This is a genomic window from Nonomuraea longispora (genome assembly GCF_004348345.1).
Lineage (GTDB): Bacteria > Actinomycetota > Actinomycetes > Streptosporangiales > Streptosporangiaceae > Nonomuraea > Nonomuraea longispora.
The window spans coordinates 102410-119695 of sequence record NZ_SMJZ01000001.1 but is presented as its reverse complement, the minus strand read 5'-3'; the positions used below and the strand labels follow the sequence as shown (position 1 = coordinate 119695).

The window sequence follows — 17286 nt, the reverse complement described above, 5'->3', positions numbered from 1 at the left end:
CTGCTGAGCCCCGCAGCCAGTGGTATGGGCGTAGGCGTCTGACCTGGCAGGTCGGCGGCAGGATCGGTCGTGTCCGCTCTCGGGTGTCAGTGGGGCTGGTGGGTTTACCCAGGTCACAGGTTGACATCAATGTCAGGTAACGCGAATCACATATTTTTCCTCTGGACACGCGCCCTGTTCCCCGTTCGAGATCTTTCCGTGACGGCTCCGAAAGCGTTCCTGTAAGATGACGAGATTGCGTCACCGCCGATGTTTCCCCAGGTCAGATATGCTAGTGGGCAAGCAGGGCGGGAAGGCCGATCCACTGGAGCACCCAGAAAACGGACAAGCCTTTTTCCCTACCCGCCTGGGCCCGGCTCTCAAACATCGCGGGCCGAAGACGGTTCGGAGGAGCACACAGGTCCGTCCGCTAGGTTCGGGGCCCATGTTGGCGAAACGCATCGCCGGTTCGACGTACGCATGGCGGAGGGCCCGCCCGCATGCGCGGGGCCGGGTGTCTCCGAGCGGCGCCGAAGCGGCGGAGCGCATCGCGAGGCCACGGTATCTCCGGGCCTACCCATCCTGCATAGGGAACCGAACGGCGGGGACACCAGTCTTTGACGATCCGTTCGGATGAGCATAGTTACGATATCGGCACGAACGGGAGTGAAGCGTGACGGCCAACCGTTGGACGCGTCGGGATTTCTTCAGAAGCTCGGGACTCACTGCGGCGGCTCTCGTCGGCGGCCCCGCACTCATCGCCGGTTGCAGCCGCGTCGACGAGGGCGGGGGCACCACGGGCGCCTCGCAGGGCGCCGACCCCCTCGCCCGCTTCAAGCAGACGGGCACGATCAAGGTCGGCATCGCCAACGAGCAGCCGTACGGCTACCGCGACAAGGACGGAAACCTGACCGGCGAGGCCCCCGAAGTGGCCCGCGCGATCTTCAAGGCGCTCGGCGTGGACACTTTGGAGGCGCAGATCGTCGACTCCTTCGGCTCACTGATCCCCGGGTTGCAGTCGAAGCAGTACGACTTCATCGCCGCCGGCATGTTCATCATCCCGGAGCGGTGCTCGCAGATCGCCTTCTCGAACCCCGACTACGCCGGCACGACCGCGTTCCTGGTGGCCAAGGGCAACCCGAAGAAGCTCACCAGCTTCGAGGAGATCGCGAAGAGCGGAGCCAAGCTCGGCGTGCTCGAAGGCGCCGTCGAGAAGGGCTACGCGGAGTCCGGTGGCGTGAAGGACGGCCAGATCCAGGTCTTCCCCAACCAGAACGCGGCCTTCAAGGGCATCCTCGCCGGCCGGGTGGACGCGATCGCGCTGACCGCCGTCTCGCTGCGCTGGACGCTCCAGCAGCAGTACGCGGACGAGCCGCTGGAGGTCACGGAGTCGTTCGTGCCGGTCGTCGACGGGAAGGAGCAGCTCGGCGCCGGGGGGTTCGGCTTCCGCAAGGAGGACACCGGGCTCATCGAGGCGTTCAACGCCGAGCTGAAGAAGCTGCAGGACTCCAACGGCGTGCTGCCGCTCATCGAGAAGTTCGGCTTCACGAAGACCGAGGTCGACAACGCCGCCAAGCTCACCGCCCAGCAGCTCTGCGCGGGCTCCTGACGCGAGCATGATGACTGTCAACCCGTGCAGCGGGGACCTGCCCGGCGTCTTCGGCGAGACGATGCCCTTCCTGTGCCAGGGGGCCGCGGTCACGTTGCAGAGCGCGGCGGGCGGCGCCGCGCTCGCCATCGTCATCGCCCTGGTCGTGGGGCTGATGGCGTCGTCGCCCCTGCGGACCGTCCGGGGCGTCGCCCGCGTCTACATGGAGTTCTTCCGCGGCACGTCGGTGCTCGTCCAGCTGTTCTGGCTGTTCTACGCGATGCCCATCCTCACGGGCTACCAGATGGACAAGGTGTTCGCGGGCGTGCTGGCGCTCGGTCTCAACCTGGGCGCGTACGGCTCGGAGGTGGTGCGCGGCGCGCTGCAGGCCGTGCCCCCCAGCCAGCGTGAGGCCGCGATCGCGCTGAACTTCTCGCCGTTGCAACGGATGCGCTACGTCATCCTGCCGCAGGCGTTCGTCGAGATGATCCCCCCGATGAACAACCTGCTCATCGAACTGCTCAAGGCGACGTCGCTGCTGTCCGTCATCACCGTGGCCGACCTCGCCTACGAGGGCCGGCTGCTGGTCAACTCCGGCAGCGACCAGCTGATCGTGTTCGCGCTGATGCTGGTGATCTACTTCGTGTTCTCGTACGCGATCACGTTGGTGATGCGGTTCGTCGAGCGGCGGGCCGCGCGCATGGTGGGCCGGGGTAAGCCGCGGCGGCGGCGGGCCACGGCGGCAGTGGAGGCGGCCCGATGATCTGGGACTGGAACTGGACACTGGAGATCCTGCCCCAGCTGCTGACGCAGGGACTGCTGGTCACCGTGCAGGCCACTCTCGGCGGCGCGGTGCTCGCGTTCGTGCTGGGGCTGTTCGTGGCACTGCTGCGCCGCTCGCGCCGGGCGTACATCAGCCGGCCGGTGGGCGCGATCATGGAGTTCATCCGCAGCACGCCGCTGCTGGTGCAGTTGTTCGTGCTCTACTACGTGCTGCCCGACTTCGGATTCAAGATGACCGCGCTGACGACGGGGATCATCGGGCTGGGCGTGCACTACGCCGCCTACACCTCGGAGGTCTACCGCGCGGGCATCGACGGTGTGCCGAAGGGCCAGTGGGAGGCGGCGATCGCCCTCAACATGCCCCGCCCCTACACCTGGATCAGCATCGTTCTGCCGCAGGCCGTACGCCGGGCCCTGCCCGCTCTGGGCAACTACGTGGTGGCGATCTTCAAGGAGTCGCCGCAGCTTTCCGTGATCACCGTTGTCGACGTCGTCGGGCTCGCCCGCGGGGTCGGTTCCGAGAGTTTCCGCTACCTGGAGCCGATGACCATCGCCGGGCTGTTCTTCCTGCTCATCGCGATTCCGGCGTCGATGCTCGTCCGTCGTATGGAGCGCCGTCTTGATACCTGATACGCAGTCCGAAAAAGATCCCCGTGCCGGCGACGATCAGCAGTGGATGATCCAGTTCGACAAGGTCGTCAAGCGGTTCGGCGACGTGACGGTCCTGCGCGAGCTGGACTTCCACGTCAAGCCCGCGGAGCGCGTCACCCTCATCGGGCCGAGCGGTTCGGGGAAGACGACGATCCTGCGCCTGCTGATGACCCTCGAACGGGTCACGTCCGGCACCATCGAGGTCGACGGCCAGTGCCTGTCGCACATGAAGCGCGGCGACCGGATGGTACCGGCCGACGAGAAGCACCTGCGCCAGGTCCGCAAGAAGATCGGCATGGTGTTCCAGCAGTTCAACCTGTTCCCGAACATGAACGTGCTGCGCAACATCACCGAGGCTCCGGTGCGGGCGCTCGGCGTCCCGCGGGAGCAGGCGGAGGAGAAGGCGCGCGACCTGCTGGAGATGGTCGAGCTGTCCGACAAGGCGCTCGCGCATCCGTCGCAGTTGTCGGGCGGGCAGCAGCAGCGGGTCGCCATCGCGCGGGCGCTCGCGATGGAGCCGGAGGTGCTGCTGCTGGACGAGGTCACCTCGGCGCTGGACCCCGAGCTCGTCTCCGGCGTGCAGTCCCTGCTGCGTGACATCGCGCGGTCGAGCAACCTGACCCTGCTGTGCGTCACTCACGAGATGAACTTCGCCCGGGACATCTCGCACCGGGTGCTCATGTTCGACCAGGGGCAGATCGTCGAGGACGGGCCGCCCGAGCAGATCTTCAACGAGCCGGAGCAGCAGCGTACGCGGGACTTCCTCCAGGCGGTGCTGAACGCCTGAGGACGTCCAGGCCGGCCCGCGCCGGCCGGCCTGGACACCCGTCTGATCAGCGCAGGTCGAACCGGTCGAGGTTCATGACCTTGTCCCACGCCGCGACGAAGTCGGCCACGAACTTCTCCTTCGCGTCGTCGCTCGCGTAGACCTCCGCGAGCGCGCGGAGTTCGGAGTTCGAGCCGAAGACGAGGTCGGCCCGGGTGCCGGTCCACCTGACCTCGCCCGTGGCGCTGTCGCGGCCCTCGAACGTGTTCTGGTCAGGGGAGGTCGACGTCCACGTCGTGCCCAGGTCGAGCAGGTTGACGAAGAAGTCGTTGGTGAGCTTCCCGGGGGTCTCGGTGAGGACCCCGTGCGCCGACTGCCGGTGGTTCGCGCCCAGGACGCGCAGGCCGCCGACGAGCACGGTCATCTCGGGGGCGCTCAGGGTCAGCAGGTTGGCCCGGTCGAGCAGCAGGAACTCGGCGGCCAGCCGGTGGCCCTTCCCGACGTAGTTGCGGAAGCCGTCGGCGGTGATCTCCATCGCCGCGAACGACTCCGCGTCGGTCTGCTCCTGCGTGGCGTCCACGCGGCCGGGCGTGAAGGGCACCTGGACGTCGAAGCCGGCGTCCTTGGCGGCCTTCTCGACGGCGGCGCATCCGCCGAGCACGATCACGTCGGCCAGCGAGACCTGCTTGCCGGTCCGGGCGGCGTTGAAGGCCTGCTGGACCCCCTCCAGGGAGCGCAGCACGAGCGCCAGCTGGTCGGGGTCGTTGACCTCCCACCCGTTCTGCGGCTCCAGGCGGATGCGGGCGCCGTTGGCGCCGCCGCGCTTGTCGCTGCCGCGGAACGACGACGCCGACGCCCACGCGGTCGACACGAGCTGCGACACCGTCAGGCCCGACGCCAGGATCTTGCTCTTCAGCTCGGCGACGTCGGCCGCGTCGATCAGCTCGTACGTCCTCGCCGGCAGCGGGTCCTGCCACAGCAGCGTCTCGGACGGGATCTCCGGGCCGAGGTAACGCTCGACCGGGCCCATGTCGCGGTGCGTCAGCTTGAACCACGCCCTGGCGAACGCGTCCGCGAACTCGTCGGGGTTCTCCAGGAAACGCCGCGAGATCGGCTCGTAGACCGGATCGTAGCGCAGCGACAGGTCGGTCGTCAGCATCGTCGGCGCGTGCCGCTTCGACGGGTCGTGGGCGTCGGGCACGGTGCCGGCGCCGGCGCCGTCCTTCGGCCGCCACTGGTGGGCGCCCGCGGGGCTCTGGAACAGCTCCCACTCGTAGCCGAAGAGGATCTCGAAGAAGCTGTTGTCCCACGTGGTCGGGGTGTTGGTCCAGATGCCTTCGAGGCCGCTGGTGATGGTGTCGGCGCCCTTGCCGGTGCCGAAGGTGTTGCGCCAGCCGAGGCCCTGCTGCTCGAACGAGGCGGCCTCGGGGTCGGGGCCGACGTGGTCGGACGGGCCCGCGCCGTGCGTCTTGCCGAAGGTGTGACCGCCCGCGATGAGGGCGACCGTCTCCTCGTCGTTCATCGCCATCCGGCGGAACGTCTCGCGGATGTCCCTGGCCGCGGCGAGCGGGTCGGGGTTGCCGTTCGGGCCCTCCGGGTTGACGTAGATGAGGCCCATCTGCACCGCGCCGAGCGGGTTCTCCAGCTCGCGGTCGCCGGTGTATCGCGCGTCGCCGAGCCACGTGGACTCGGGACCCCAGTAGACGTCCTCCTCCGGCTCCCACACGTCCTCACGGCCGCCGGCGAAGCCGAAGGTCTTGAAGCCCATCGACTCCAGGGCCACGTTGCCGGACAGGATGAGCAGGTCGGCCCACGAGAGCTTCTTGCCGTACTTCTTCTTGACCGGCCACAGCAGGCGGCGGGCCTTGTCGAGGTTGGCGTTGTCCGGCCAGCTGTTGAGCGGGGCGAAACGCTGCTGGCCGGAGCCGGCGCCGCCGCGGCCGTCGCTGACCCGGTAGGTGCCGGCGCTGTGCCAGGCCATCCGGATGATGAACGGGCCGTAGTGGCCGAAGTCGGCCGGCCACCAGTCCTGCGAGGTGGTCAGGGCCTCGGCGATGTCGCGCTTCACGGCCGCGAGGTCGAGGCTCTTGAACGCCTCGGCGTAGTCGAACGCCCCACCGAAGGGGTCGGCCACGACGGGGTTCTTGGCGAGGATCTTCAGGTTGAGCCGCTCCGGCCACCACTGGCGGTTTCCGCCGCCCTGAGTCGGGTGCAGTGCGCGCTCATGCGCCACCGGGCAGCCGCCCTCGCCCTCGGTTTTGGGGTCAGTGACGATTGCTTCGTGGTTCTCGGACATGGATTCCTTCCGATATCGGGACTTCCTGGCGCTCAGGAACTGCGACTGGTGGTACAGCCGGGGCACAGGCCCCAGTAGATGACCTCGGCCTCGTCGATCGAGAAACCGTGGTCGTCCGACGCGGACAGGCAGGGTGCGTGCCCGACCGCGCAGTCGACGTCGGCGACGGCACCGCACGACCGGCACACGACGTGGTGGTGGTTGTCCCCGACCCGCCCCTCGAACAGGGCCGCGCTGCCGGCCGGCTCGATGCGGCGTACGAGACGCGCGGCGGTGAGCGCGTGCAGGGCTTCGTACACGGCTTGCAGGGAGATGTGGCCGACCCGCTCGCGCACCCCGGAGGCGATCGCCTCGACGCCGAGGTGGTCGCCGTTCCTGACGGTCTCTAGCAGCGCGACGCGGGCTGCCGTCACCCGAAGCCCTGCCCCGCGCAGCTCATCGGCGGTCGTCGGCGTACTGGGTGCGGTCATGGCCGCAACCGTATCCCCATAAACACGAACGATACAAGAGAACGAACCATACAAATCAGCGGCGTGTCGCGGATCAGAAGCCGCTCTCCTCGACGCGGACGAAGGTCGCGCTCTCGGCGGCGGCGCGGGCGCCGAGCAGGTGCCCGTCGCACATCCGCGTCTCCGTGCCGGCCCGGTCGATCACCTTCCACGTCACCGGCTCCTCGCACGGCCGGCCGAGCCGGTCGTGGTCCCACGTGCGCCGGCACACGCGGCACTCCGTGACGCCGGCACGGGAGGAGAGGGTGTTGCCGTGCTCGGGGCAGACGCCCCACGGCAGCCCGCACGGCTGCGCCTGGAGCTTGGCCAGGTCGTCGGCCGCGCGGTGGAGCTCTTCCGCGCCTCTGGCGAACCGGCTCGCGGTGTCTCGCGCGGTGGTGATGGGCTCGAGCTCGGGCCGGAGGGCGCGGTCGCAGAGCGCCAGGACCTCGGCGGTGAGCGCCTCGGCGCGACCCGCGAGGTCGCGCAGGTGTGCGGGAGTGACGGTCATGCCGGTTTCCGTCCTCGCGAGGGCCGCCGCCTGGTGCGGCCGGGAATGGTTGCCGATCTGGAGCCTACGTCTAATCGGGCGGGGCCGTGCCGGCCGACGCTCCGGGGACAAAGGTAAGGTCAATTCCGGTGACCGGTAGATCACGAAGGGTGAGCATGGGCCGGTGACCGAACCGCTGCCGCGCACCCACGGCGTCGAACTCCTGGACGTCCACCGGCTCTCCCTGGCCGAGACCGCCGCGCCCCCGCTGTCGCCGGACGAGCGGACGGCGATGGACCGCCTGTGGGAGGAGTCGGTCCGAGCCAACCCGAACCTGTTCGACGGCCCGGTGGTGGCGTGCGCGAGCCTCGCGTGGGAGGCGCCGCACCACCTGGCCGTCTCCTGGGTGCGCACGACGTTCCGGCATCACGTCCTGCGCCGGGTCATGGGCTCCGCCGCCTGGCTGCCGTCCCTCTTCGTCGCCGTCGTCCAGCCGGCCGACGACGGGCGCCTGATGGTCGGGCGCATGTCACCGGTCACGGTCGCGCCCGGCCGCTGGCAACTGCCCGGCGGCTCCGTGGAACCGCCCGAGGGCGATGGCCCCCTCGACGAGGCCGCGCTGCGCGGGCACGCCGCCCGCGAGCTGGTCGAGGAGACCGGCCTCGACACGCCACCGGAAGACCTGAGCCTCTGGCTCGTCACGCGCGGCGCGACCGGGAACGTCGGCGTGCTGTTCAGCGCGCCCAGCCGGCCGGCGTCATTCCTGCGCGAGCGGTTCGCGGACCTGGCGGCCGCGGAGGAGCACCCGGAGTTCGACCGGATCGCCTTCGTACGCTCGGCGTCAGAGCTGGGCGGGCCCCTGGTCGACTACCTGGAGCCGGTCGTCCGCCGCTGCGGGGCGGTCGGGTCGGATCATGCACACGTCCTGAGAGAACGTTCCGGTCTCCACGATGCGCCGGTAGGCGGGGCACCGGGTCCAGGGGAAACACGCCCGGCTCGTGCCTAGCGCAGGCGGGCCAGGCAGCGGCCGTACGCGGTCCAGCAGTCGGCTTCCGCGAAGCCGGCGGCGAGCCCGATGCGCCGGATGTCGGTCGCCGAGACGGTCGCCCAGCCGAACCACTCACCGGTCAGCGGCCCCCGGCGCAGCCGGAGCCGGTCGACGCGGCTGCGCGTCCCGGGCGGAGCGACCTCGGCCAGGATCGTGCCGCCCGGCCGCAGGAGCTGCCTGAGCCTGTGGAGCAGCGCCTCGGGGTTGCCGCCGATGCCGATGTTGCCGTCGGCGAGCAGCGCCGTCGCCCAGCGGCCGCTGCCCGGAATGTCGTCGAAGACGTCCCGCAGCAGGGCGAAACCCCCGGCGCGGCGGGTCAGGGCGACGGCGCGCGGCGTGATGTCGATGCCGAGAGCCCGCACCCCGCGCCGGGTCAACGCCGCGGTGAGACGCCCGGGGCCGGAGCCGACGTCCAGCGTGGGGCTGGAGCAGTGGCTCAGAAGCTCCTCGTCCCCGTCGATCGGCTCGAACCAGCGGGCGGTCTCCAGCGTGGTGCGGGTGCCGTCCACGTGTTCGAGCTCGGCGCTCTCTCCCGCGAGGGCGTCGGCGTAGAGTTCCCCGATCATCGGCCCAGCTCCCGCAGGGCGGCGGCGAAGCAGGACGCGGGCGCCTCGGCGGCGACGGCGGCGGCGTCCGCCGCGGTGTCGACGTCGGTCAGCTCGGGCAGGTGGTGCACGGCCAGCCCGGCGCGTCCGAGCCGGTCGAGTTGGTGCTTGCCGGTCTCCGGATGGGACATGGGCACCCCGAGCAGCAGCCCCGGGTCCGGTCGCCGCAGGCCGAGCAGCCAGAATCCGCCGTCGGCGGCCGGGCCGTACACCGCGTCGTGCCGTTCGAGCGCCTCGCCGGCCTCGCGCAGGAGCGCGGGGGTGACCTGGGGGGTGTCCATGCCGATCAGTACGACAGGTCCGGGCCGCAGCCGGTGGACGTCGGCGAACGCGGCCGCCAGGCGCTCGTCCAGGCCGGCCCCGTGCTGCGGGATGACCACGAATTCCGCGGGCAGCCAGCGGCCGGGCAGCCCGTCGAGGGCGAGCACCCGCTGGGTGGCCGGCGCCTTGGCGGCGGCGCGCACGCTGTCGCGGAGCGCGGCCTCGGCGAGGGCGGCGGCCTCGGCCGGGCTGTACGGCGGGGTGAGACGGGTCTTGACCTTGCCGGGCAGCGGTTCCTTGGCGATGATCACGATCTGGAACGGATGATGGCTCAGCGTGCTCAGTCCTTCCGGAATGCCGACAGCAGGTGATCCCCAACCGCGAGCAGGGCGATCGCTGCGAGGACGACGAGGAGGTTGACGCCGTACGACAGCGGCAGGATCGACGGGTTGTCGGCCCGCGCGGCCCAGCGCCGGCACGGCCACCACAGCCAGGCGGGCGGATGCTGCGTGAAATGGCTGAACAGCCCGGTGACGAACGCGACGGTGAAGCTCACGCCCAGCCAGACGCCCAGCTTGGCGGCCACCTGCTCGGAACGCAGGGTGCCGGTGAACCTGGCGGCGACGCTGCTGAGGTTCACGGGCGTACCTCCACCGCATGGGACCGGCGTACGGCCCAGCCGATCAGCACGGCCAGCGCGGCCGCGGCGTAGAAGGGGGTGCCGAGGCTGCCGGGGGCGGCCGGGCCCGCGGTGTAGGCGACCGCGGCGGCCAAGGCGACGCCCAGCCATTCCACCCGTCCGTCCAGGGCGGTCAACGCGACGACCAGCAGCGCGTACCAGGAGTAGCCGGGGGTGAACAGCAGCAGCAGCGAGCCGCTGACCAGCAGCGCGCCCTGCCAGGGCCGGTCGGCGTCGCCGTGGCGCAGGACGAGGAGGACGACCAGGCCGAGCAGCGCGATCGCGGCATAAGGGGCCCACGAGTCGGGGAGGAGCAGCCGCAGGACCCCGTAACGGTTGCCGTGGCCCGCGCCGTCGTAGCGCTCCTCGGCGATGTAGCCCGGCAGGTATCCCACGACGGCGGCGCCCGAGGCCAGCACGTACGGCACGTACGACAGCGCCGCCACGAGCACGGCCGGCACCACGGTCACGAGGACGCGCCGCCACGCCACGCCGTGCGCCAGCACGCCGGACAGGGCGCCGGGCAGCGCCGTCGCGGGCAGCAGCTTGGCCGCCACGGCCGCGCCGAGCAGGGCGCCCCGGGCGCGACCGGCGCGGACGGCGGCGAAGGCCGCCACCACCAGCAGCACGCCCAGCATGTCGACGTGCGCGTTGTTCACCGCCTCGATCGGCACCGCGGGGCACCACGCCCAGTACGCCGCCCGCCGGGCGCCCGCGAACCGGCACAGCGCCGCCAGCGTCAGCACGGCCATCGCCCAGCCGCCGACCTGGAGGGCCTTGTGCCGGGAGCCCTCCGGCGACAGCCAGTGGACCAGCAGGAAGTAGCCCTGCGCGACCGGCGGGTAGATCGTGGGTTCGGCGGGGCGGTTGATCCTGGTGCAGCCGCCGCCGGGCAGGGACCACAGGGCAGGGGCGCCGCAGGCGGCGGGGAACAGCCAGTCGTCGCGCAGCCGTTCGAGCGCCGGGTCGGCCGGCGGGAAGTCGTAGGGGGAGATGCCGGCGGCCTGCACCCGGCCGTCCCAGGCGTACCGGAAGGAGTCGGTGCTGCTGCTCGGCGGGGCCGCCAGCCCGGTCGCGGCCAGCACGATCCCGCCGGCGACGACCAGCGTGCCGAGCCGCCGCTCCGGTACCTTCCTGACCAGCCACAGCGCGGCCGCGAACAGTGCCCAGGCGGCCAGCGTCCAGCCCAGGCCCGGCGGCCCGGCGGCCATCCTGAGCAGGACGGCCGCCAGGGCGGCGAGGGCGCCGCCGGCGAGGAGCAGACTTCGGTTCACGAGCGGCAGCCTCGCATCCCGCGGCCGTTCCAGGACCGCGGCGGCGACGTCCGTTCGCCGTCCGTAAGAGCCCTTACGAACCCCTTACGTCCCTTCGGCGCGGCCGTAGCGACGGGCTAGCGTCGGCGGGGTGAGAGTGATGGTCACCGGCTCGGCCGGTTTCATCGGCGGGCACGTGGCCGAGACCCTGGAGGCGGCGGGTCACGACGTCGCCGGCCTGGATCTGCGCCACGGCGCCGACGTACGCGACGCGCAGGCCCTGGACGCGCTGCTGCCGGGCGTCGACGTCGTCGTGCACCAGGCCGCCAAGGTCGGGCTCGGCGTGGACGTGTCCGACCTGCCGGACTACGCCTCGGTCAACGTGTACGGCACCGCCGTGCTGCTGGCCGCCATGGCCAGGCACCGCATCGGACGCCTGGTGCTGGCCTCCTCCATGGTCGTCTACGGCGAGGGCGACTACGAGTGCGTACGGCATGGCCGGGTCCGGCCGGGGCCGCGTACCGTGACGGACCTGGAGCAGGGCCGGTTCGAGCCGAACTGTCCGCGGTGCGGCGAGCCGGTGCGCTGCGCCTCCATCGGCGAGGACGCCGCACCCGATCCGCGCAACGCCTACGCCACCAGCAAGCTCGCCCAGGAACACCTGAGCGCCAACTGGGCCAGGGAGACCGGCGGGAGCGCCGTCGCGCTCAGGTACCACAACGTCTACGGCCCGCGCATGCCCCGCGACACGCCCTACGCGGGAGTGGCCGCGGTCTTCCGTTCCGAGCTGGCGGCGGGCCGGGCGCCGAAGGTGTTCGAGGACGGCCGCCAGCTCCGCGATTTCGTGCACGTGCGCGACGTCGCCCGTGCGAACCTGGCGGCCATGCAGGCTCCGTCGCGGCCGGGGGAGCTGAGGGCGTACAACATCGCGAGCGGCGCCCCGCACACCGTGGGCGAGATGGCGGCGACGCTGGCCGCCGAGCGGGGCGGGCCTGACCCGCGGACCACAGGGGGCTACCGGCTGGGCGACGTGCGCCACATCGTGGCCTCACCCGAACGGGCCGGCAGGGACCTCGGGTTCCACGCCGGGATCGGTTTCGACGCCGGGATGAAGGAGTTCGCCCGATCATGACGGTGGATGTGATCCTCCCCTGCCTGAACGAGGAGGCCGCGCTCGGCTGGGTGCTCGGGCGCATGCCCGACGGCCATCGGCCCATCGTGGTCGACAACGGCTCGACCGACCGCACGGCCGAGGTCGCCCACGAGCTCGGCGCCCAGGTCGTCCACGAGCCGCGGCGCGGCTTCGGCGCCGCCTGCCACGCCGGCCTGCTCGCCTCGACCGCCGACGTCGTCTGCTTCATGGACGCCGACGCCTCACTCGACCCCCGCGAGCTGCCCGCGGTGGTCGCGCCCGTCACCGGCGGCCGGGCCGACCTGGTGCTCGGTGCCCGCCGGCCGCAGGCCCGCGGCGTGTGGCCCTGGCACGCCCGGATCGGCAACGCCGTGCTCGCCCGCATCCTGCGCCGCCGCACCGGGGCCCTGCTGCACGACCTCGGGCCGATGCGGGCCGCCCGGCGGAACCGGCTGCTGGACCTCGGGCTCACCGACCGGCGCTTCGGCTATCCGTGCGAGATGGTGCTGCGGGCAGCCGCGGCCGGCTGGCGGATCGCCGAGTCGGAGGTCGCCTACCTGCCCAGGGAAGGACGTTCGAAGGTGACGGGAACAGTGCGCGGCACCCTGCAGGCCGTCTCGGACATGCGGCGGGTCATGGCCGAACTCGGCTGAATACCGGCGTTCACAGCTTGCCGTCGAGCAGCACCACGCGGTGGCCGGCCAGGCGGACGGTGATGCCGTCGACGAAGCCGGTGCGCAGCGGCGGCCACCCCCAGAACCTGAAGCCGAGGTGGCCGAACGCGAAATAGTCGTCGGCCCACCGCCAGCCGGCCGGCTCGACCGGCCTGCCGCAGGACGGGCAGTCGATGACGACGTCGTACCCTTCGTCCCACTCGTGCACGACGTCGCGGAAGGGCTCCCACGCCTCGCGGTCGAGCTCGAAGTCGTCGTTCATCAGCTCGACCGTCGCCGCGCAGTGCGGGCAGGTCACGGCCGTCGGGTCGCCCTGCCCTCCGTCGAAGACAGTGCGGCCGACCCTGACCTCCAGGCCGCCCTGCCACGGCCCGCTCCAGCCGGAGGCGTCCACCACCTCGCCGGCGCGCGGGCCCGACGGATGGCCGAGGGCGGCGCCGATGACGCAGTCGGTGCGCTCGGCGGCGACCACGCCGGACGAGACCAGCCAGCTCAGGACGCCGTCCGCCAGCGCGCCCGCCTCCTCGGGCGACGCCTCGACGTCCACGATCGTCTGGAACCAATCCCCCACGCGGCTTCCCTCCTGCTTGGCCGAACGACGCGAAGCCTACGGCCCACCAACGACATTTCGGCCGGCACGTTCAACCATGGCGCCGAGCCCGCCCATCGTCTCGGCGGCGGCGAGCGGGTTCCAGTAGTCGCGGCAGTGCACGATCTCGCCGTCGCTCACGGTGACGACCGTGATGTACCGCCTGATCGCCGACCAGGCCGGGCACCTGCGCGAACTCCGCGACGGGTACGGCGACGGCGAGGCGGCTCGTTCTCCGGCATCGGACGCTGCCGCGTGGCGTCGGTGGCCGAGGTGCGGCCCGCCCGGCGACCAAGGAACGTACGTCCCTGATCGCCGGGAGAGGGGGATGGCCGCCGCGGCGTCGGGGGGTCGGCGCGCCGCACCCCGCTCGTCCCGTACGCTGCCGGTCACGCGCAGGCGGCAGGCAGGGCGTCGGCGAGGTGGTGTCCGGCGCGCACGGGATCCCGGTGGCCGCGGCCTCACCGGGATCCCGTGTCTGAGGGAGCGGTCAGCCCTTGCTCCAGATGGCGGCGAAGGTGTTGCCCGCGGTGTCCAGGACGACAGGCGTGTAGCCCAGGGCCTTCATCTTGGTGTTCTGCACGGTGTAGGTCACGCGGTTGAGGTTCAGGTGTTCCTTCAGACCGGTCGTGCTGCCCTTGCTCCACACGGTGGTGTAGAGCTGGCCGGGCTCGATGGCCATGAGAACCGGGCGCAGACCCTGCTTGGCCATCGCCAGGAGTTCCTTGCCGCGCTGCTCCACGGTCTGGCCGAGGCTCACCTTGACGGCACCGGTGGCGGCGCCGGCGACCCAGACGGCCGCGTAGAGCGGCTTCTCGACGGTGCCGTAGACGTCGACCGAGGCGAGGCTGAGACCGGAGCCGCTGAGCTGGGTGTTGAGCTTCTGGAAGGCGTCCTTGGTCAGGTCGACCTTGGCCTCGGCCTTGCCGGAGGCCTTCTTCTCGAAGACCGCCGCGAAGATGGCGCCGGGGCCCGAGCCGGTGCCGCTGATGATGCTCGGCACAAAGCCCAGCCTCAGCTGCTCGGTGATGCGCTTCTGCAGGTCGAGGGCCGAAAGGCCCTGCAGTACGTTGACCTTGCGGGTGGTGTCCTTGACCCAGACGGACGCGTACTGGGGGTTGGCCGCGTTCGTCACGCTCAACGCCTGCGGCACGTAGCCGGACTTCAGCAACTGCTTGACGCGCTTGAGCTGCTGCAGCGGGTTGAGCCCCTGGATGGGGAGCACGTCGTCCAGCGGCAGGGCCTGCTGGACGGTCGTCGCGGGCTGCGCGGCGGCTGCAGGAGACGCGACTGCCAGCAGGGGAGCGGTGGCCGCCGCCAGAGCGGTGCTGATGGCGATGATCCTTCGGGCGCTCCGCATGATCCTCCTCGGGTAAAGGGTGTCCCATATTTTCGGGCAGGAAGGGACCATAACAGAGGATGCTAGATATTTGACCATGTGTACGGCTGATCGTGATGTTGCTGTGTCAGATCGTGTTCGTATGGAATGCGATTCGGTAACAGGGTGCGAAATGGCGGTATTTGTGCAGGTCAGGGCCGTTGTGATCGGCAAGATCATCCTGATGATGGCACGGTCTAATTTGATAATCTGGTGCTCCGAATTTGCTGCCCACCGACAATATGTAGCTTCTTCGTAAATAGGGCATCTCGGGCATTTCGGTCCCATGCTCTGGTCGGCTCAGACCTGGTCGCCGTCAAGACGCTCCATCCAGGCCTGGGCGCCGACGCCGACTTCAGACGCCGCTCCGGCGTCCGGCGGTTCGCCTGGCGTCTCCGATCCGGCGCTCGGGCGGTCCGGCGGGGAGAGCCGGCGTCCCGGGCGAGCGGCTCCCGTCCGGGGTCCACGAAGCGGCTCCTGCCGGAAAGCCTGACCCGCCGCGTGATCCGGACGCCCTCGCGCACCACGAGGTGACGACCAAGAACGCGCCGGGGGACCAGGTGCCGCTGTACCGGATGAGTCCGTCGTGCTCCACGCGGCCTTCTCCAGGGTGCCGCTGGACGCCGGCGAAGCCGACCTCCAACCGCTGGGGCTGGGCACGTTCAGAGGGCTCTCCCCTCAACGCGTGAGACGGCATTCGATCAGCCGGAAGCTGAACGTTGTCACCGCGCCCGCCGGTTCGGCTACGCTCGCCGCGTGACCGAGACCTGGGATCCTGCCGCGGAGGGGGTCATGCGACTGCCGTCGGGGCGCCTCGTGCGCGGCCGGGGGCTCAGGCACGCGCTGCCCGAAGGCCCGCTGCCCGTGTTCGGCCTCTATCTGCTCGGCCGCCGCCCGGCCGCGGTGGAGTGGCGGCACCTGTGGCTGCGCTGGCCCGACTTCTGGTTGCCGTCCGATCGGCACGCGACCGCGGAGGCCCTGAGAGAGGCGCTGCGCCGTGCCGCGTACGAACGGGTCGAGATCGCGTGCGGCGGCGGCCGGGGCCGCACCGGCACGGCGCTGGCCTGCCTGGCCGTGCTCGACGGCGTGCCCGGCAACCAGGCGGTCGCGTACGTACGCGAGCACTACGCCAAGGGCGCCGTCGAGACCCCGTGGCAGCGCCGCTTCGTCCGCGGCTTCCCCTCGGCCTAGAGGACATGTCCTCAACGGGGCCCGTCGCCCTGAACTGTCCGATGCGGAGTGGTTCGGCCGCTCCCTGATCGCCTCAGGCCCCGGCGCGGCCGGCGGGCTCCGGTTCGGCGGTGGCCGGCTCCGGGCGCGACGGTGAGCGGGCGCCGAGGGTGAGCCCCACGGCCAGGCACACCAGCGGGATCGCGGGGATGACGTACCTGATGTCATAGGCGGCCAGGAAGGGCGGCGAGGCGATCAGCGCGAGCGCCGCGACCCCGGGCAGCAGCGCGTCCCACCGCCGCCGCACCAGCGCCGCGACCAGCGCCCCGCCGAGGGCCAGCACGAGCAGCGGGAAGGGCGCGTACCCGAACCGCTGGTACGCCCGCAGCCACCCGGCGACCGGCTCCACCACCCGTGTCGCGGCCGGCCCCGCTTCGTACGACTCGGCCACGTCCCGCACCGACTCGTTGATCGGCCGCTCCGACGTCGGCAGCTTGTAGGGCGTCTTCTCGTCGACGTCCGTACGCTCCCAGCGCAGCAGTTCCGTCAGGTCGGTCGCGACCGCGGCGAGATAGTCGCCGGGCTGGGCCAGGATCGCCATCCTGCCGAACTCGCCGGCGAGCTGGTTGCGGTTGGCCGTGCCCGGCACCTTGAGCAGCGGCGAGAAGTCCTCCCAGAGCCAGTGCGGCGGGTAGGGCCGCTGCTCCACCGGCATGTTGGGGCAGAGCACGGCCAGCCGTTCGGGAGGCTTGATCACGTCGCAGTCGGCGAAGCTCATGGTCCGCGACCACAGGAAGTTGCCGTCGGCCTCGGTCAGCCCGAACTTGCCCTTCTCCACCTTGGTCCACGTCGCGTACGCGCCCAGCGGGATCGCGCCGGCGACCAGCAGCGCCACCAGCGGGCGCCAGCCGTACCGGCGGATCAGCAGGTAGGCGGCGACCAGGATGAGCAGCGGCAGCCCGACGGTCCTGGTGATGCCGGCGAGGCCGAGGAGCAGCCCGCCGACGGCGGCCGTGGTGGGGGTGACGCGCCAGACGACGAGCACGACCGCGGCGGTGACCAGCACGATGAAGATCGCGTCCGCCATGATCATGTGTTCGAGCAGCAGCATGAACTCGTCGTACAGCAGCGGCGTGACCAACAGCGCGGAGCCCCAGCCGGGCAGACCGCGCCGTCGCAGCAGCGCGTAGACGGCCACGGCGAGCCCCAGCACCAGCAGGTGCTGCAGCACCGTGACGAGGGTCAGGCTGTGTGCGGGGCGGAGCAGCGCGAGGAGCAGCGAATATCCGGACGGCCGGGTGGTGCCGGGGGCCAGCTCCTCGCGCATGAATGCGAAAGAGTCGCCGTAGAACAGCAGCGCGGGAGGGAACCCGAGTACGGCGAGCACGCGGAGCCCGATCGCGGGCAGCATGGCGATGACCAGTGCGCGATGAGCTGACATGAAAGGGCATCCTCG

General features: G+C 71.1%; 19 protein-coding genes. 8 read left to right on the top strand and 11 right to left on the bottom strand.

The window, feature by feature from the left end:
* The first annotated feature begins 652 nt into the window (after positions 1–652).
* The 4 genes from ehuB to ehuA are packed head-to-tail and all read left to right on the top strand — an operon-like array spanning position 653 to position 3788.
* Positions 653–1588 (top strand): ectoine/hydroxyectoine ABC transporter substrate-binding protein EhuB, encoded by a 936-nt coding sequence (gene ehuB, locus E1267_RS00665; protein ID WP_132328521.1) that lies wholly within the window; start codon positions 653–655, stop codon positions 1586–1588.
* Between the two features lie 7 nt (positions 1589–1595).
* Complete coding sequence (gene ehuC, locus E1267_RS00660; RefSeq protein ID WP_246063310.1) at positions 1596–2330, top strand: ectoine/hydroxyectoine ABC transporter permease subunit EhuC; 735 nt, start codon at positions 1596–1598, stop codon at positions 2328–2330.
* Positions 2327–2980, top strand: coding sequence for an ectoine/hydroxyectoine ABC transporter permease subunit EhuD (gene ehuD / locus E1267_RS00655; protein ID WP_132328519.1), 654 nt, complete (start codon positions 2327–2329; stop codon positions 2978–2980). Before ehuC ends, ehuD begins: the two co-directional genes overlap by 4 nt.
* Positions 2981–3026: 46 nt before the next feature.
* Positions 3027–3788 (top strand): ectoine/hydroxyectoine ABC transporter ATP-binding protein EhuA, encoded by a 762-nt coding sequence (gene ehuA / locus E1267_RS00650; RefSeq protein ID WP_132328518.1) that lies wholly within the window; start codon positions 3027–3029, stop codon positions 3786–3788.
* Positions 3789–3834: 46 nt separating this feature from the next.
* On the opposite strand, the gene katG is transcribed toward ehuA, so the two are convergent.
* From katG to E1267_RS00635, 3 genes are all read right to left on the bottom strand, one after another.
* Positions 3835–6063, bottom strand: a complete 2229-nt coding sequence (katG, locus tag E1267_RS00645; protein WP_132328516.1) for a catalase/peroxidase HPI — start codon at positions 6061–6063, stop codon at positions 3835–3837.
* A 32-nt stretch (positions 6064–6095) separates the two neighbouring features.
* Positions 6096–6533: a Fur family transcriptional regulator gene (locus tag E1267_RS00640; protein WP_132328514.1), complete on the bottom strand. Its 438-nt coding sequence runs from the start codon at positions 6531–6533 to the stop codon at positions 6096–6098.
* A 73-nt stretch (positions 6534–6606) separates the two neighbouring features.
* Positions 6607–7062, bottom strand: a complete 456-nt coding sequence (locus E1267_RS00635) for a hypothetical protein (protein WP_132328512.1) — start codon at positions 7060–7062, stop codon at positions 6607–6609.
* A 163-nt stretch (positions 7063–7225) separates the two neighbouring features.
* Between E1267_RS00635 and E1267_RS00630 the strand changes: the two genes are divergently transcribed.
* Positions 7226–8047, top strand: a complete 822-nt coding sequence (locus E1267_RS00630; RefSeq protein WP_220449284.1) for an NUDIX hydrolase — start codon at positions 7226–7228, stop codon at positions 8045–8047.
* Here E1267_RS00630 and E1267_RS00625 read toward each other — a convergent pair.
* From E1267_RS00625 to E1267_RS00610, 4 genes are read right to left on the bottom strand one after another with little or no spacing between them, the layout of a single operon-like run.
* On the bottom strand, positions 8044–8655 hold the full coding sequence (locus tag E1267_RS00625) for a methyltransferase domain-containing protein (RefSeq protein WP_132328510.1): 612 nt from the start codon (positions 8653–8655) through the stop codon (positions 8044–8046). The two genes, E1267_RS00630 and E1267_RS00625, sit on opposite strands and share 4 nt — an antisense overlap.
* Complete coding sequence (locus tag E1267_RS00620) at positions 8652–9266, bottom strand: TIGR04282 family arsenosugar biosynthesis glycosyltransferase (protein WP_246063308.1); 615 nt, start codon at positions 9264–9266, stop codon at positions 8652–8654. The genes E1267_RS00625 and E1267_RS00620 overlap by 4 nt, the downstream gene beginning before the upstream one ends.
* A gap of 29 nt (positions 9267–9295) precedes the next feature.
* The gene (locus E1267_RS00615) at positions 9296–9595 is read right to left on the bottom strand and encodes a hypothetical protein (RefSeq protein WP_132328508.1); all 300 of its coding nucleotides are present in this window, start codon (positions 9593–9595) and stop codon (positions 9296–9298) included.
* Positions 9592–10908, bottom strand: coding sequence for a glycosyltransferase 87 family protein (locus tag E1267_RS00610; RefSeq protein ID WP_132328506.1), 1317 nt, complete (start codon positions 10906–10908; stop codon positions 9592–9594). The genes E1267_RS00615 and E1267_RS00610 overlap by 4 nt, the downstream gene beginning before the upstream one ends.
* A 139-nt stretch (positions 10909–11047) precedes the next feature.
* Between E1267_RS00610 and E1267_RS00605 the strand changes: the two genes are divergently transcribed.
* Both E1267_RS00605 and E1267_RS00600 read left to right on the top strand, forming a co-directional pair.
* A complete protein-coding gene (locus E1267_RS00605) occupies positions 11048–12019 on the top strand; it encodes an NAD-dependent epimerase/dehydratase family protein (protein ID WP_132328582.1) in 972 nt (323 codons plus the stop codon).
* Positions 12016–12672, top strand: coding sequence for a glycosyltransferase family 2 protein (locus E1267_RS00600; RefSeq protein ID WP_132328504.1), 657 nt, complete (start codon positions 12016–12018; stop codon positions 12670–12672). Before E1267_RS00605 ends, E1267_RS00600 begins: the two co-directional genes overlap by 4 nt.
* 10 nt (positions 12673–12682) lie before the next feature.
* Here E1267_RS00600 and E1267_RS00595 read toward each other — a convergent pair whose 3' ends face one another.
* The 3 genes from E1267_RS00595 to E1267_RS00590 all read right to left on the bottom strand — a co-directional run bounded on the left by E1267_RS00595 (position 12683) and on the right by E1267_RS00590 (position 14642).
* Entirely contained in the window at positions 12683–13264 is a 582-nt protein-coding gene (locus E1267_RS00595; RefSeq protein ID WP_132328502.1) for a hypothetical protein, read from the bottom strand.
* A gap of 36 nt (positions 13265–13300) precedes the next feature.
* A complete protein-coding gene (locus E1267_RS47055) occupies positions 13301–13423 on the bottom strand; it encodes a hypothetical protein (protein ID WP_281283573.1) in 123 nt (40 codons plus the stop codon).
* A 349-nt stretch (positions 13424–13772) separates the two neighbouring features.
* Positions 13773–14642: a hypothetical protein gene (locus E1267_RS00590; protein WP_132328500.1), complete on the bottom strand. Its 870-nt coding sequence runs from the start codon at positions 14640–14642 to the stop codon at positions 13773–13775.
* Positions 14643–15452: 810 nt separating this feature from the next.
* On the opposite strand from E1267_RS00590, the gene E1267_RS00585 reads away from it, so the two are divergent.
* Positions 15453–15851, top strand: a complete 399-nt coding sequence (locus tag E1267_RS00585) for a phosphatase domain-containing protein (protein WP_220449287.1) — start codon at positions 15453–15455, stop codon at positions 15849–15851.
* A gap of 73 nt (positions 15852–15924) precedes the next feature.
* Here E1267_RS00585 and E1267_RS00580 read toward each other — a convergent pair whose 3' ends face one another.
* On the bottom strand, positions 15925–17271 hold the full coding sequence (locus E1267_RS00580; RefSeq protein ID WP_132328496.1) for a hypothetical protein: 1347 nt from the start codon (positions 17269–17271) through the stop codon (positions 15925–15927).
* Between the last annotated feature and the right edge of the window lie 15 nt (positions 17272–17286).

Excerpts from the sequence above, each read along its gene's own strand:
- E1267_RS00625 (WP_132328510.1), bottom strand. The coding sequence starts at position 8,655 with ATGATCGGGGAACTCTACGCCGACGCCCTCGCGGGAGAGAGCGCCGAG.
- E1267_RS00590 (WP_132328500.1), bottom strand. The coding sequence starts at position 14,642 with ATGCGGAGCGCCCGAAGGATCATCGCCATCAGCACCGCTCTGGCGGCG.
- E1267_RS00580 (WP_132328496.1), bottom strand. The coding sequence starts at position 17,271 with ATGTCAGCTCATCGCGCACTGGTCATCGCCATGCTGCCCGCGATCGGG.
- ehuC (WP_246063310.1), top strand. The coding sequence starts at position 1,596 with ATGATGACTGTCAACCCGTGCAGCGGGGACCTGCCCGGCGTCTTCGGC.
- ehuA (WP_132328518.1), top strand. The coding sequence starts at position 3,027 with ATGATCCAGTTCGACAAGGTCGTCAAGCGGTTCGGCGACGTGACGGTC.
- katG (WP_132328516.1), bottom strand. The coding sequence starts at position 6,063 with ATGTCCGAGAACCACGAAGCAATCGTCACTGACCCCAAAACCGAGGGC.
- E1267_RS00635 (WP_132328512.1), bottom strand. The coding sequence starts at position 7,062 with ATGACCGTCACTCCCGCACACCTGCGCGACCTCGCGGGTCGCGCCGAG.
- E1267_RS00605 (WP_132328582.1), top strand. The coding sequence starts at position 11,048 with ATGGTCACCGGCTCGGCCGGTTTCATCGGCGGGCACGTGGCCGAGACC.
- E1267_RS00600 (WP_132328504.1), top strand. The coding sequence starts at position 12,016 with ATGACGGTGGATGTGATCCTCCCCTGCCTGAACGAGGAGGCCGCGCTC.
- E1267_RS00585 (WP_220449287.1), top strand. The coding sequence starts at position 15,453 with ATGCGACTGCCGTCGGGGCGCCTCGTGCGCGGCCGGGGGCTCAGGCAC.
- ehuD (WP_132328519.1), top strand. The coding sequence starts at position 2,327 with ATGATCTGGGACTGGAACTGGACACTGGAGATCCTGCCCCAGCTGCTG.
- E1267_RS00640 (WP_132328514.1), bottom strand. The coding sequence starts at position 6,533 with ATGACCGCACCCAGTACGCCGACGACCGCCGATGAGCTGCGCGGGGCA.